Raw genomic sequence first — 14,655 nt, 5'->3', positions numbered from 1 at the left:
GAACCAGCCCGCTGTTTTGGGATGTGTCGCAAACTCTAGGGTCTAGTTGACGATTCTGCGTGATCTAAGGTTTTTGCTGGTCGAAAAATTTCGAACAGGTTAATTGAGCATGATCTCATTAAAGGGTTGTCATTTACCCACGGATGAAGTTTTCTACGCTGTTTACTGCTATCTGCGGTACACAGTGTCTTATCGTGACTTGGAAGAGATTATGGCTTTGCGTGGTGTGCGAGTTGACTATGCAACACTGAATAGGTGGGTTGTTAAATACTCGCTGATCGTCGCAGTTCGTGCGCAATCAAAGAAGCGTCCAACGCTGAATTCATAGCGTATGGATGAGACCTGTATTCGTGTTCGCGGCAAATGGATGTACCTCGATCGGGCCGTCGATAAAGCAGGGAATACTCTTGATTTCATGCTGTCCGAGAGTAGGAACCGTCCAGCAGCAACACGGTTCTTTGCGAATGCGCTGGCTTCAAATGGAATCCCGAGCAAGATTGTCATCGGCAAAAGTGGCGCCAAAGCGGCGGGCATTCGAGAGGTGAACAAAATCCTCAATCGGCTTGGCTGCCTAGCCAAAATCCAAACGGTTAGGTCCAAGTATATGAATAACCTGATCGAACAGGATTATCGATTTATCAAGCGCCGCTTACGGCACATTTGTGGGTTCAAATCATTCAGATCCGCTTCGGCTACACTGGGCGTCATCGAGCTCGCCAAGATGATCCGGAAGCGGCAATTCCCGGCAATAAGACATCTGGCTTCCAGCTATTCGCCGAGATTGCAGGGTAGGTGTATCCATTAAGTCGCTGACTTTGACCGTTCCAAATATTTGCGACACATCCGCGTTACCAGAACTGCTTTTGATCTAACGGGTGGGGCAAAGATTGCAACAGAACCTGCGATCCCGATAACCCTTATAAAAGTCACAGCTATGTTGAGAGATCAACGCAGCATTCTTTCAGAGATGTCTTCGAGTAGGGCATACAGCTCGAAATCTCCGCCTTTCTCTGCAAGCCCTTTGTCATGCAGAATGAAGGATAGCCCGTGCACAAAACTCCACAATAAGAACCCCCGTCTACGCACCTCGTCAGTGATTCCCGGTTCTCCGAGACATTTTGCAACCTCGGTCAAAAGAATCCCAAAGCTTTGTTGACCGCTTTCTTCAAGCTGGGGATCTGCGATGCGATCCGTAAAGCCACCAAATTTCAGCCTGAAAATTCCCGGCTCGTTAAGGGCAAAAGCAACATACTCCATCCCAATTGCGGTGATGCGCTCGGTCGATCCTTCAGGAACGCCCTCCAGTGCGGCAAGCATTTTACTTCGGTGACGCTCCATGCCTTCAAGAACAGTCGCAACCAGCATTTCTGTCTTGTCTTTGAAGTGCTTGTAGGGGGCCGCAGTCGAAACGCCCGCCCGTCTGCACGCCTCAGACACGGAAAATCTATCCGGACCTTTTTCTTCAACCAGCTGTCGGGTTGCCTCGATCAATGCAGCGCGGAGATCGCCGTGATGATAGGCTTTCTTGCTAACAGCATGACCGGTCGCCAGGTCGATTGAAGGGTGAATTTTTTCTGTGCTGCTCATGATCCAACATGTGCCAGATCACGTATCTCTTGTCAAAGTGAGAACTTCTAACATATGTTAGAGATGCTAACTTGATGAGGTCCCCAAATGCCGAATCCTGCAAATTCATCTACTGAAGCGACCAAACCGAGCCTATTTGCGCGTGTGTTCCGCGGCACTGTGCGTTTGGGAGTGACCGTCAGCTTTATAGTCGTTGCAGCGGTCGCAGTTTACTTCGGTGCGTCCGAGCTCACACGCCGGGCAGATGCTGTTCCTTCACCGGACGCTGCGGCAGTGACGCCGGTCTCGGCAACGCCAATCACGTCGGAGAGCGCCTATACAGTCGACCGTGTGTTCATCGGTCAAGTCGAACCACAGCGTTCGGCAGATATTTCATTCGAACTGAATGGAACGCTTGATCAGATTCTGGTGGACGAGGGTGACGAGGTTGCCAAGGGCCAACTTCTGGCGACGCTGGACACTGCTCTGTTGGAGGTCGAACGTGAGCGTCTGACCGCATCACGCGATGCCATCTCAGCCCAGCTCGCATTCGCCAAGAAAACAGTTGAGCGAAACGCCAAACTCATCGAACAGGGATTCACCAGCCAAGCCCGTTTGGACGAGGCCATTTCTCAGCAAGATGAATTGTTGTCGAGAATTGGCGAACTGGATGCGGCCATGCGTGATGTGACCGTTCGGATCGAGAAATCCAGTATCGAGGCCCCATTTGCCGGTCAAATAACCGCGCGACACGTGGATGGCGGTGAAACTCTGCGCTCGGGCGAGCTGGTTCTGGGAATGGTCGAGGTCGTGTCCCCGCAGGTTCGGATCGGTATCCCTCTTGATGTTGATCCGGCGCTGCTAACCGATGTTGAGATCGAAATAGCAGGTCAAAGCTATCGCGCCGAGCTTGCAACTTTGCGGCCCGACATTGACCCGGTGACCCGAACCCGCACCGCGCTGTTCGATCTGAAGAACGCACCGGACGTTGCTTTCGGACAAACCGCACGTGTTCATGTACTGGATCCCGTCCAGAGTGCGGGGACCTGGGTGCCCACGACATCGTTGAAGGAAGGTACGCGCGGGCAATGGACACTTCTGGTTGCTGACGCACAGAAGATTGTACGCCTGGCAACGGTCGAAGTTCTGCACGCTGAAGATGACCGCGTTTTCGTACGCGGCGCGTTTCCAGAAGGCACTGTTCTGATCGACCAAGGGCCACAGCGCGTTACCGTTGGCCAGCGCGTCGCTTTCAACACGGGCGAGTAACGGAGCGATTTGATGGAAACCCTTACTTTTCGCCACCCCCGACTGGTTGCTCTTATCATTTTGGTGCTTGTGTCTGCAGGCCTGTCTTCGTTCTTATCGTTGGGCCGGCAGGAAGACCCAACGATTACCAACCTCTTCGCAACCGTGACGACGCAGTTCCCGGGTGCAGACCCGGAGCGGGTCGAAGCGTTGGTCACCGCAGAAATCGAAGAAGAACTGCGGAAAATCTCCGAAGTCGATGAGATCAGTTCTGTCTCACGCTCGGGCGTGTCGGTTGTTTCGGTCGAGTTATTGGAAACGCTCGATGAAGCCACCATTGAGCAAGTTTGGGCCGAGGCGCGCGATGCCGTTGAAGATGCGCGTCAGAACTTCCCGGCAGGAGTATTGCCGCCAGAGTTTGATGCCGAGGGTATTGCTGCCTATTCCGCTGTCATTGCAGTTGCAGCCGAGGACCCCGACTTCCCGCTAGCTTTGTTGTCACGTCATGCCGAAGCATTGGGTGACAGATTGCGTGCGATACCTGCGACACGAGCAGTGGACTATTTCGGTCAGCCGGATGAAGAGGTGCTTGTAAGCGTCGACATGGACAAGGCTGCTGCGCTTGGGCTTAGCGCGGCCGAGATATCCCAGCGGATCGCCGAAGCAGATGGCAAGGTTCAGTCTGGTCGGTTGCAGTCCGATGTCGACCTGACCATCGGCATCAGTGGGGAGATTGAGACTCTGGACCGCATTCGAAGCATCGTCCTGCGTGAAAACGCAGACGGTGCGGTTGTGCAGCTCGGAGATATTGCCATCGTAGACCGGGGTGGGCGCGAACCGCAGTCCTCAATCGCGTTTGCCAACGGAAAACCTTCGGTTCTGATCGGGGTTCTGGCGCAGGACGGCGTGCAGATCGACCGCTGGACTGGCTTTCTTCGGGATGAGCTTGCGGCAGGCGCCGAACTGGTGCCTCTGGGCATGCGGGAAATTCTGCTGTTTGATCAAAGCCAGTACACGACGGATCGTTTGTCAGAGGTCGGGATTAACATGGCCATTGGCGTCGCGCTGGTGGTGTCGGTTTTGTTCATCACCTTGGGGGTTCGGGCTGCCGCGATTGTGGCCTTGGTTCTGCCTGTCGTCTCATTGGCCACTTTGGCGACGATGAACATGATTGGATTGCCCATTCATCAGATGTCCGTGACGGGTCTGATTGTTGCCCTCGGTCTGCTTGTTGACGCAGCCATCGTGATGACCGATGAAATTCGACGCCGTCTGCAGGATGGGATGGAGCGACTTGCAGCCGTGCGAGATGCTGTTCGCAGGTTGGCCGCGCCTCTACTGGCATCGACCGTCACAACGGCGCTTGCCTTCACGCCGATGATCTTGCTGCCGGGGCCCGCAGGCGACTTTGTCGGTGCCATCGCGATCGCTGTGGTACTTATGCTTGTCTGGTCCCTGGTCGTGGCCTTGACGGTGACTCCGGCGATTGCGGGCTGGTTACTGTCCGATCGCCCGGATGCAGGAATGTTAAGCCGCGGTATCAGCATACCGCCGCTTGCCCGTATGTTCGAGGCCTCAATCCGATTGTCCGTTGCCAACCCAGTGCGATCCATCGCGTTGGCGTTGGTCTTGCCCGTGCTTGGTTTTGCAGCCTTTCCAACGCTGACCGCGCAATTCTTCCCGGGCGTCGACCGCAACCAATTCTATATCGAGGTCGACATGCCGGGTGGAACATCAATTGCCACCACCGAAGCAACCACCCGCCAGATCGATGAAATGCTGCTGGCTGATGACGGCGTCAAAAGTGTCTACTGGACAGTCGGAGAGTCTGGCCCCGCATTCTACTACAACATCGTTGGCAACCGTTCACGCGAGCCCGGATTTGCACAAGCCATGATCACAACTGACACGGCCGATGATGCGGCCCGCCTTGTCGGAGCCCTGCAGGGTCGTCTGGATACCGACTTTCCTGACGCGCAGATCATCGTTCGCAATCTTGTGCAGGGACCTCCGGTCGCTGCACCGGTTGAGGTTAAAATTCAGGGGCAGGACATCACGGTTCTGCGTAATCTGGGCGACGAGGTGAGGTCAGTAATGGCCAATCTCGATTTGGTGACGCAGGCACGCGCCAGCGTGAACGGCGGCAACCCTCAAATCCGGTTCGAGATTGATGAGGTTAAAGCCCGTCTGCTGGGATTGGACGTGGCGGATATAGCGGGTCAGCTGGACACGGCGCTTGTTGGCATAACCGGTGGATCACTGATCGAAGGGACCGAGCAGTTGCCGGTACGTGTTCGTTTGGGTGACGAGGTGCGATCAGATCTAAGCGCCATCGTCAGTATGCCCATTCTGCTGCCGAACGCTGCCGCCATATCCGCGACCGGAGTGTTCCCCGCTGTACCTTTGTCGGAACTCGCCAGACCGGTGATCGAACCTGCAGAGAGCGTCATAACCCGAACGGATGGCGTACGCGAGAACACCATACAGGCGTTTATCGTGCCCGGTGTTTTGCCCGAAGAGGCTTTGCAGGACGTTCTAGAAGCGCTTGATGCGTCCGGGTTTGTGTTGCCGCAAGGCTATTCTATGTCCTTGGGCGGCGACAGTGATGCCCGATCCAACACCGTGGGCAATTTGCTTGCCTCTGTCGGATTGATTGTCACGCTCTCCATCGCGACCATTGTGTTGACCTTCAACTCGTTCCGGTTGACTCTTGTGACTTTGGTCGTGTGCGTGTTGTCTGCGGGCCTTTCAATGCTGTCACTGGCCGTCATGCAATTCCCGTTTGGCATAACTGCAATTATCGGAGTCATCGGTTCAATTGGGGTTTCGATCAATGCGGCGATCATAATTCTAACCGGGTTGCAACAGGACGATCAGGCCAGCCAGGGTGATCGGGCGGCGATGGCGCGCGTTGTTACTGGTTCCAGCCGACACATCATCTCGACAACAATCACGACTTTCGGTGGCTTCCTGCCTCTTATCTTAGGAGGAGGGGCTTTTTGGCCTCCGTTTGCAGTGGCGATCGCCGGTGGTGTTCTCTTGTCGACTGTAGTGTCGTTCTACTTCACCCCGCCTGTGTTCGCGTTGGTGTATCGTGGCAAATTCAAAAATCGGCGGGTAGCCAACCACCAACCATCTGACCGAAACAATCCAGTTGTTGCGCTCGCGGCGGAATGAGGGTCGGAACAATGCCTTCTGACAAATCATTTTTGGCTCAAGGCGATCGTTGTCCGAAGTAAGGGAGTATTTCGTTGAAAAACTCACGCTTGCGCAAGCGGTTTGTCGAACTGTGTGTTATCTAGAGTATATTGCCAGGCGGCAGGCCAGTCCGGCTTGGTGGCCGCAATCAAGACGGGCAGGCTTCACGCTTGCTCGCGTCGTAGCGCAAACGCCGTCTGGCATGAGGGTCCTCTTTTCCCTCGCAACCGAGCCATTCTTTCGGAGTCAAACTGTTCTTATTTAAAATTTCAAGCTTGAAATAAAAATGAGTTGCCCGCAGACTTAGTTCAAGAATCGGGGCAAGGAGAGGGATTGTATGCGTATCGCCTGTCTTGGTGGCGGCCCGGCAGGGCTTTATTGCGCGATCTCGATGAAGCTGCGCGACCCTACCCATGAGGTTGTCGTTGTGGAGCGAAACAAGAGGGACGACACCTTTGGTTGGGGCGTCGTGCTTTCTGATGAAACGCTCGACAACCTCGCGTCAAATGACAGCATAAGCGCTGCGGCAATCCGTGCAAACTTTGCCTATTGGGATGACGTGGCTTTGCACTTCAAAGGTGAACGACTGGTATCGTCGGGCCATGGGTTCTGCGGTATCGGACGCAAGACGCTGCTTCTTTTACTTCAGGACCGCGCGCGAGAACTGGGCGTCGAATTGCGTTTTGAAACCGAGATCGAAAGCGTCGAAACTTACGCGGCCGAGTTCGATCTTGTTGTGGCCAGCGATGGGCTGAATTCCAAAACGCGCGCACATTATGCAGATGTATTCAAACCCGAGATCGACGAACGGCTTTGTCAGTTCGTTTGGCTGGGCACGCATCAGCGTTTTGATGACGCTTTTACCTTCATTTTCGAGGAAACCGACAAAGGTTGGGTCTGGGCCCATGCCTATCAATTCGATGATGAGACTGCGACCTTCATAGTCGAATGTTCGCAATCCACTTTCGATGCGTATCGCTTTGGCGAGATGAGCCAAGACGAGAGCATCGCCGTCTGCCAGCACATCTTCAAAGATCACCTGGGCGGGCATGCTTTGATGACGAATGCCAATCATATCCGTGGTTCTGCCTGGCTACGGTTTCCGCGTGTGCTTTGCGAACAATGGCATCATGAGAATATCGTGTTGATGGGCGATGCCGCAGCCTCGGCGCATTTTTCGATCGGCTCTGGCACGAAGCTGGCGTTGGAGTCGGCGATTGCCTTGGCCGACTTGCTGCATAGCGAGGTGGATACGGACACTGCCCTTGCGCGCTATCAAGAGGATCGCAGGCTTGAAGTGTTGCGTTTGCAATCAGCGGCGCGCAACTCTCTGGAGTGGTTTGAAACTGTGGAGCGCTACTTCGATCTGGATCCCGTGCAGCTCAACTATTCCATGTTGACCCGGAGCCAGCGGATCAGCCATGAAAACCTGCGCGAACGCGACAAGGATTGGTTGGAAAGCGCCGAGCGTTGGTTCATGACGCGTTCAGGTATGCCAGAGGACGCACCCCTGCGCTCTCCGATGTTCACGCCGTTTAAGCTGAGAGAGATGACACTCAAGAACCGGATCGTTGTGTCACCCATGGCGCAGTATAAGGCTGTGGACGGCGCACCGACGGATTGGCATTTGGCGCATTATGGAGAGCGGGCCAAAGGCGGGGCCGGGCTGGTCTATACTGAAATGACTTGCGTCAGCGCAGAGGGTCGGATCACACCCGGCTGTCCGGGACTTTACGCACCGGAACACGAGGCCGCCTGGCGGCGGCTGACTGGATTTGTGCACGAACACACCGACGCAAGGATTTGCTGTCAGATCGGGCATTCAGGGTGCAAGGGTTCGACCCAGTTGGGTTGGGAAGTCATGGACGCGCCGCTTGCGGAAGGGAATTGGGACCTGGTCAGTGCTTCGGCCCTTCCTTGGTCGCCAAACAACGCAACACCCCGCGAAATCACCCGAGCGGAGATGAACGAGATCAAGGACCAGTTTGTTGAAAGCGTACGCATGGCAGATCGGGCCAAATTCGACATGATCGAGTTGCACGCGGCGCACGGGTATCTTGTTTCGTCCTTTATCTCGCCCATATCGAACGCCCGCACAGATGAATACGGTGGCGCACTCGAAAACCGCCTGCGATGGCCGTTGGAGGTATTTGCCGCCATGCGTGCAGCCTGGCCAGAGGCCAAGCCGATATCGGTTCGAATCTCGGCGAATGACTGGGTTGGAGACGCGGGTGTAACACCTGAGGAAGCCGTGTTGATCGCCAAAGCCTTCCATTCGGCGGGAGCGGATTTGATTGACGTGTCGGCGGGGCAGACCACAATTGAAGCTCAGCCGGTCTATGGCCGCATGTTCCAGACGCCATTTAGTGACCGTATTCGCAACGACGCGGGTATACCCACGATGGCAGTCGGCAACATCTATGAAGCTGATCACGCGAATTCGATCCTCATGGCTGGGCGCGCTGATCTTGTTGCGGTCGGACGTCCACATCTGGCGGACCCATACTGGACCTTGCACGAGGCCGCACGCATCGGCGACAGGGCGGCTCCTGATTGGCCACTTCCCTATCTGGCAGGGCGGGATCAGGCGTGGCGTTTGGCAGATCGCGAAGCGGAGATGCTTAAAGTATGAGACGGGTCTTAGTCACGGGTGGAGGTACAGGTATCGGGCGTGCGATAGCCCATGCCTTTGCTGACGCGGGCGATGCTGTCACGATTACAGGCCGAAGAAGCGATATTCTTGAAGACGCCAGCGCTGGGCGTTCAATCACTTGGCAGACCGCTGACGTCACAAAAGAACCAGAGGTCGAAGCGCTTTTTGACGCGCCCTACCACGTGGTGATTGCAAATGCCGGGGGCGGTTCCTCTGGTAAGGTTTCAAAGACGTCGCTTGCGTCCTGGGAAAAGACTCTGTCGGTCAATTTGACAGGCACATTTCTGACCTTTCGTGCGGCCTTGAACACGATGGGCGCTGGCGGGCGCCTGATTGCAATTGCGTCGACTGCTGCCTTGAAAGGGAATGCATCGGTTCCCGCTTATTCTGCCGCCAAACATGGAGTCGTCGGGCTGGTTCGATCCATCGCTTTGGATGTTGCGAAGTCGGGGATCACGTGTAACGCGATTTGTCCCGGCTTTACGGATACTGCGCTCGCAGATGAGGCCATATCCGGGCTTATGAAACGGTTTGATATGAACCGAGGTGAGGCGACGACAATGGTCGCGTCGGGCAATCCCCAGGCACGACTCATTGACCCGAGCGAAGTGGCCGCAACCGCGTTGTTTTTGGCGTCTAAGCAAGCCGCCGCGATCAACGGTCACGCATTGTCAATGTCGGGAGGTGAGATATGAATCCACAACCGCAACCCGACCAGGAACCGCTGTCAAAGGAGCGGCTGCGCCTTTGGCTCAGGATTTTGAAGCTTTCGTCTTCGGTCCAGGCAGATCTGCGCCGTAGGCTCCGAGATAATCACGATACGACGCTTCCGCGATTTGATGTGATGGCAGCCCTATCGCGCTATCCTGACGGATTAAAAATGAGCGAGCTTTCCGACTATCTGAAAGTCTCCAACGGTAACATTACTGGAATTATCGACCGCCTGGCGGAAGAAGGCCTTGCGCTTCGTGTTGCGGTGCCAGGAGACCGGCGTGCCATGATCGCGCGCTTAACACCCAAAGGCACCAAAGCATTCGCGGATTTGGCGCAGCACCATGAAGAATGGATAGACGATATGTTGGGCAACCTGACGCGTGAGGACGCAAAAACCCTGACCCGTCTTTTGAACAAAGCCCTAGATGATCGGAACACGTGATGAACCTGCCCCAGCCAAAGCATTTTCGCTGCAAAATTGTCGACGGCATTGCCCGTATTGCCCATGATCGACCAGATCGAAAAAATCCTTTTACGTTCGACAGCTATGCAGAAATGCGCGATTGGTTCCGTGCCCTTGCCTATTCCGACGAGGTCCACGCAGTTGTGATCTTGCCCAACGGTGGCAATTTCAGTTCGGGCGGAGACGTGCATGACATCATCGGGCCGCTCACCCGGATGACCATGAAAGAGCTTCTGGCCTTCACGCGCATGACCGGAGATTTGGTCAAGGCGATGATCCATTGCGGCAAGCCGATCATTGCGGCCGTTGATGGGGTCTGCGCGGGTGCAGGCGCGATTATGGCCATGGCCTCTGATCTACGCATTTCCGGACCGGACACAAAAGTTGCGTTTCTGTTCAACAAGGTGGGGCTTGCAGGCTGCGATATGGGGGCTTGCGCGATGCTGCCTCGGATCATCGGGCAGGGGCGCGCTGCGGAATTGCTTTATACCGGGCGCACCATGCGCGCAGAAGAGGGCGAACGTTGGGGGTTTTTCAATTCTGTGACCTCCGCTGAAGAGCTTGAGGCGGCGGCGATTGCCCTTGCCGAACGGATTGCCACCGGGCCGACCTTTGCCAATGCCATGACCAAGACGATGCTTGCGCAGGAATGGAATATGAGCCTGGATCAGGCGATCGAGGCCGAGGCGCAGGCACAGGCTATCTGTATGCAGGGCCAGGATTTTACGCGTGCCTATGAAGCCTTTATTGCCAAAGAAAAACCAGTGTTTGGGGGCGATTGATGGCGGATCAAACCTTTCTCCACTGGCCTTTCTTTGATGCCGAACACCGCGACTGGGCGGTCTATGTGGAAGGGATTGCGCAAGGGCTGGATATAGATCACGGCGATACGGACGCGGCCTGCCGGGCGCTGGTTGCAGAACTGGGAAAGGCAGGCGTTCTTGTGCCGACGTCCAATGACGACGGCGTGTTCGACGTCCGGAAACTGTGCCTGTCGCGTGAAATTTTGGCACGCCATGACGGGTTGGCCGATTTCGCCTTTGCTATGCAGGGGCTGGGGACTGGAGCGATCACGCTGTTTGGAACGCCCGAACAGAAAGCCGCCTGGCTTCCCAAGACGCGCGCAGGGCAAGCGATTTCCGCCTTCGCCCTTACCGAGCCCGGATCGGGTTCAGATGTTGCGGCCAACACCATGACTGCGACGCGCGACGGGGATCATTTCATCCTTAATGGCGAGAAAACCTGGATCTCGAATGGCGGGATTGCTGATGTCTACACGGTCTTTGCGAACACGGGTGAAGCGCCGGGTACCAAGGGCATGTCGGCCTTTATCGTCACGCCAGACTTGCCGGGTTTTGATGTTGCAGAGCGTCTTGATACCATCGCGCCACATCCTTTGGCGACCTTGCGGTTTACGGAATGCCGTGTCCCCGCAAGCAGCATGATTGGGAATCCGGGGCAAGGCTTCAAAATCGCAATGTCTGTCTTGGATGTGTTTCGTGCCAGCGTGGCAGCCGCGGCTTTGGGCTTTGCGCGCCGCGCGCTGGATGAAGCACTTGGGCGCGTCTCCTCCCGGCACGTGCAAGGGTCTCCGTTGTTTGATTTACAACTGGTTCAGGGGCATATCGCTGACATGGCTTTGGATGTCGATGCGGCGGCTTTGTTGATTTACCGCGCTGCATGGATGCGCGACAAGGGTGCCCCGCGCATCACCCGCGAGGCGGCGATGGCAAAGCTGTTTGCCACGGATCAGGCGCAACATGTGATAGACAAGGCGGTTCAGCTTTTTGGTGGAGACGGCGTAAGATCAGGGTCTTCAGTGGAAACGCTCTACCGCGAAATCCGGGCGCTGCGCATCTATGAAGGTGCGAGCGATGTTCAGAAAATCATCATAGCGCGCCAGACCATGACCGTGTTCGAGGGGGGTGCCTGATGCTCGGACCGACGGCGCATAGTGATGGTTTCGCGCGGGACAACCTGCCTAGGCAGGACAGTTGGCCTGATTTCTTGACGGCTGGATTTGATTACCCAGAATATCTGAATGCCGGTGTGGAACTGACTGATGCGATGGTGGCCAAAGGGTTCGGAGATCACACGGCGCTGATCGGAAATGGTCGGCAGCGGACCTACAAAGAACTGACGGATTGGACAAACAGACTGGCACATGCACTGGTCGACGATCTGGGTGTAAAACCAGGAAATCGTGTGTTGATCCGTTCGGCCAACAATCCGGCCATGGTGGCCTGCTGGCTTGCTGCTACGAAAGTAGGCGCTGTGGTGGTCAACACAATGCCGATGTTGCGTGCGGTCGAATTGCAAAAATACATCGAACTGGCCGAGATCACGCATGCGCTATGCGACACCCGACTGATGGATGAACTGGAACTTTGCGCAAAGGACTGTCCTTTTCTGCGCGTTGTGGCATTTGACGGGACAATGAACCATGATGCCGAGCTTGATGGGCTGGCGCTGGAAAAATCGGTGACGTTCGATGCGGTTCAGACGGGTCGTGACGATGTCGCCTTACTGGGCTTTACCTCCGGCTCCACAGGTGCGCCCAAGGCAACCATGCATTTCCACCGCGACCTTCTGATGATTGCGGATGGATATGCGCGCGACGTGCTTAAGGTGGTGCCCGAAGATGTCTTTGTCGGTTCACCGCCATTGGCGTTTACATTCGGCTTGGGTGGTCTGGCGATCTTCCCCCTCAGATTCGGTGCAACCGCTACGCTGCTAGAAGACGCAACACCGCCGAATATGATCGACATTATCCAGAAATATAAGGCGACGGTATCCTTCACAGCACCAACCGCCTATCGCGTGATGCTCTGCGCTATGGAAGAGGGGGCTGACCTTTCCAGTCTTCGGGCTGCCGTGTCCGCAGGAGAGACCCTGCCTGCACCGGTTTATGAGGAGTGGATCGCAAAAACCGGCAAACCGATGCTGGACGGGATTGGGGCGACTGAGATGCTGCACATCTTTATCTCGAACCGTTTTGACGATCACCGCGCGGGTTGTACTGGCAAGCCTGTAACGGGGTACGAGGCCAAAATTCTGTCACCTGACGGCAGCGAAGCGCCAATTGGCGAGGTTGGTCGACTGGCCGTGCGCGGCCCGACGGGGTGCCGATATCTGCGGGGTGACCGTCAGGACACCTATGTTCAGGATGGATGGAACGTCACGGGTGACAGTTTTCGCCGTGATCAGGATGGCTATTTCTATTTCGTAGCCCGCAATGACGACATGATAGTCTCCTCTGGTTACAATATTGCTGGGCCCGAGGTTGAAGCGGCCCTTTTGGGGCACGAAGCCGTTGCTGAATGTGGCGTCATTGGTGCGCCAGACGAGGCGCGCGGGTCAATTGTTCAAGCCCATATTGTTCTTGCTGAGAATGTCGAACCATCCGACGAGCTGATCCAAGCTCTTCAGGACCATGTGAAAGCGACCGTTGCGCCCTTCAAATATCCACGTTCTATCATTTTCCGGGATGACCTGCCAAAAACCCCAACAGGAAAGATTCAACGCTTCAGACTGAAAGAGGTGATTCCGGAACAAGGGTCGACATGAGCGTTATCGGACAATTGTCCCCTCGATTTGGGCGGGATCGAGAGGACAAAGCCACGCTTACAGTGGGAACAAGTTAACCGTGCCGAAACGAAACAGGGAAAGGAAAAACCAATGAAAAAAATATTTGCGATGACGACAGCGCTTGCGCTTGCCGCTACCGGAGCGGTGGCCGAGACCAAGATCGGCATGATCACGACACTTTCAGGTGGAGGTGCCGGCCTGGGGATTGATGTGCGCGATGGCTTCATGCTGGCAATCAAACAATCCGGCCGCGATGATGTAGAGGTTGTGATCGAAGACGATCAGCGCAAGCCGGATATCGCGGTTCAGCTGTCAGACAAGATGATCCAGTCCGAGAAAGTAGACATTATGACTGGAATCATTTGGTCAAACTTGGCCATGGCTGTCGTCCCTTCGGCCGTAAACCAAGACGTTTTCTATCTGTCGCCCAATGCGGGACCTTCGGCATTGGCTGGCAAAGGCTGCCATAAAAACTACTTCAACGTTGCCTGGCAGAACGACAATCTTCACGAGGCTGCTGGCGCGTATGCAAATGGTGCGGGCTACGCCAACAGCTTCATCCTTGCCCCTAATTACCCGGCCGGGAAAGATGCTTTGACCGGATATAAGCGTTTCTTTGAAGGTGAGTTGGCCGGCGAGCTTTACACCGAACTTGGCCAAACAGACTATGCCGCAGAGATCGCGCAGATTCGTGCCTCGGGCGCAGATAGCGTGTTTTTCTTCTTGCCTGGCGGAATGGGAATTTCCTTCTTGAAGCAATATGCAGATAGCGGTGTTGATCTGCCTGTGATCGGTCCGGCGTTCAGTTTTGACCAAGGTATCCTGCAAGCGGTGGGGGGCGCCGCGTTGGGCGTGGTGAACACATCGCAGTGGAACAAGGATATCGACAATCCGACAAATGCCGCCTTCGTCGAGAGCTTTCAGGCTGAATACGGCCGTCTTCCGTCGCTGTATGCAAGCCAGGGGTTCGATACGGCCAACCTGATCCTATCGGCCCTGAACATCACGAGTGTTGACGATGCCGACGCGTTCCGTGCGGCTCTGAAAGCCGCCGAGTTTGACAGCACGCGCGGCGACTTTGCCTTTGGCGATAACCATCACCCGGTGCAAACGATCTATGCCCGTGAGGTGATCCAGGAAGGTGACGTTTTCACCAACAAAATTCTTGGTGCCGCCCTCGAAAACCACGCCGACGCCTACGCGGGTGATTGCAAAATGTAGTGAA

10 protein-coding genes and 1 pseudogene are annotated in these 14,655 nt (G+C 55.6%); 10 read left to right on the top strand and 1 reads right to left on the bottom strand.

The window, feature by feature from the left end:
- The first annotated feature begins 109 nt into the window (after positions 1-109).
- Positions 110-792, top strand: a pseudogene (locus ACR0JX_RS10855) (IS6 family transposase).
- A 153-nt stretch (positions 793-945) separates the two neighbouring features.
- On the opposite strand, the gene ACR0JX_RS10850 reads toward ACR0JX_RS10855, so the two are convergent.
- Positions 946-1,587 (bottom strand): TetR/AcrR family transcriptional regulator, encoded by a 642-nt coding sequence (locus tag ACR0JX_RS10850; protein WP_480543817.1) that lies wholly within the window; start codon positions 1,585-1,587, stop codon positions 946-948.
- Between the two features lie 87 nt (positions 1,588-1,674).
- On the opposite strand from ACR0JX_RS10850, the gene ACR0JX_RS10845 reads away from it, so the two are divergent.
- The 9 genes from ACR0JX_RS10845 to ACR0JX_RS10805 all read left to right on the top strand — a co-directional run bounded on the left by ACR0JX_RS10845 (position 1,675) and on the right by ACR0JX_RS10805 (position 14,651).
- Positions 1,675-2,835, top strand: a complete 1,161-nt coding sequence (locus ACR0JX_RS10845) for an efflux RND transporter periplasmic adaptor subunit (RefSeq protein ID WP_480543816.1) — start codon at positions 1,675-1,677, stop codon at positions 2,833-2,835.
- A 12-nt stretch (positions 2,836-2,847) separates the two neighbouring features.
- Complete coding sequence (locus ACR0JX_RS10840) at positions 2,848-5,991, top strand: efflux RND transporter permease subunit (protein ID WP_480543815.1); 3,144 nt, start codon at positions 2,848-2,850, stop codon at positions 5,989-5,991.
- Between the two features lie 358 nt (positions 5,992-6,349).
- Positions 6,350-8,644: a bifunctional salicylyl-CoA 5-hydroxylase/oxidoreductase gene (locus ACR0JX_RS10835; RefSeq protein WP_480543814.1), complete on the top strand. Its 2,295-nt coding sequence runs from the start codon at positions 6,350-6,352 to the stop codon at positions 8,642-8,644.
- On the top strand, positions 8,641-9,360 hold the full coding sequence (locus tag ACR0JX_RS10830) for an SDR family NAD(P)-dependent oxidoreductase (protein WP_480543813.1): 720 nt from the start codon (positions 8,641-8,643) through the stop codon (positions 9,358-9,360). Before ACR0JX_RS10835 ends, ACR0JX_RS10830 begins: the two co-directional genes overlap by 4 nt.
- Positions 9,357-9,821, top strand: coding sequence for a MarR family winged helix-turn-helix transcriptional regulator (locus ACR0JX_RS10825; protein WP_480543812.1), 465 nt, complete (start codon positions 9,357-9,359; stop codon positions 9,819-9,821). Before ACR0JX_RS10830 ends, ACR0JX_RS10825 begins: the two co-directional genes overlap by 4 nt.
- Positions 9,821-10,624: an enoyl-CoA hydratase family protein gene (locus tag ACR0JX_RS10820; RefSeq protein WP_480543811.1), complete on the top strand. Its 804-nt coding sequence runs from the start codon at positions 9,821-9,823 to the stop codon at positions 10,622-10,624. Before ACR0JX_RS10825 ends, ACR0JX_RS10820 begins: the two co-directional genes overlap by 1 nt.
- The gene (locus ACR0JX_RS10815) at positions 10,624-11,775 is read left to right on the top strand and encodes an acyl-CoA dehydrogenase family protein (RefSeq protein WP_480543810.1); all 1,152 of its coding nucleotides are present in this window, start codon (positions 10,624-10,626) and stop codon (positions 11,773-11,775) included. Before ACR0JX_RS10820 ends, ACR0JX_RS10815 begins: the two co-directional genes overlap by 1 nt.
- Positions 11,775-13,409 (top strand): AMP-binding protein, encoded by a 1,635-nt coding sequence (locus tag ACR0JX_RS10810; RefSeq protein ID WP_480543809.1) that lies wholly within the window; start codon positions 11,775-11,777, stop codon positions 13,407-13,409. The genes ACR0JX_RS10815 and ACR0JX_RS10810 overlap by 1 nt, the downstream gene beginning before the upstream one ends.
- A 111-nt stretch (positions 13,410-13,520) precedes the next feature.
- A complete protein-coding gene (locus ACR0JX_RS10805) occupies positions 13,521-14,651 on the top strand; it encodes an ABC transporter substrate-binding protein (protein WP_480543808.1) in 1,131 nt (376 codons plus the stop codon).
- Positions 14,652-14,655 lie beyond the last annotated feature (4 nt).

This window comes from Ruegeria sp. AH7, from assembly GCF_056541325.1.
The sequence above is the reverse complement of the archived record's forward strand: the minus strand, read 5'-3'. Positions and strand labels throughout refer to the sequence as shown.

Excerpts from the sequence above, each read along its gene's own strand:
- ACR0JX_RS10820 (WP_480543811.1), top strand. The coding sequence starts at position 9,821 with ATGAACCTGCCCCAGCCAAAGCATTTTCGCTGCAAAATTGTCGACGGC.
- ACR0JX_RS10830 (WP_480543813.1), top strand. The coding sequence starts at position 8,641 with ATGAGACGGGTCTTAGTCACGGGTGGAGGTACAGGTATCGGGCGTGCG.
- ACR0JX_RS10850 (WP_480543817.1), bottom strand. The coding sequence starts at position 1,587 with ATGAGCAGCACAGAAAAAATTCACCCTTCAATCGACCTGGCGACCGGT.
- ACR0JX_RS10835 (WP_480543814.1), top strand. The coding sequence starts at position 6,350 with ATGCGTATCGCCTGTCTTGGTGGCGGCCCGGCAGGGCTTTATTGCGCG.
- ACR0JX_RS10825 (WP_480543812.1), top strand. The coding sequence starts at position 9,357 with ATGAATCCACAACCGCAACCCGACCAGGAACCGCTGTCAAAGGAGCGG.
- ACR0JX_RS10845 (WP_480543816.1), top strand. The coding sequence starts at position 1,675 with ATGCCGAATCCTGCAAATTCATCTACTGAAGCGACCAAACCGAGCCTA.
- ACR0JX_RS10805 (WP_480543808.1), top strand. The coding sequence starts at position 13,521 with ATGAAAAAAATATTTGCGATGACGACAGCGCTTGCGCTTGCCGCTACC.
- ACR0JX_RS10840 (WP_480543815.1), top strand. The coding sequence starts at position 2,848 with ATGGAAACCCTTACTTTTCGCCACCCCCGACTGGTTGCTCTTATCATT.
- ACR0JX_RS10810 (WP_480543809.1), top strand. The coding sequence starts at position 11,775 with ATGCTCGGACCGACGGCGCATAGTGATGGTTTCGCGCGGGACAACCTG.
- ACR0JX_RS10815 (WP_480543810.1), top strand. The coding sequence starts at position 10,624 with ATGGCGGATCAAACCTTTCTCCACTGGCCTTTCTTTGATGCCGAACAC.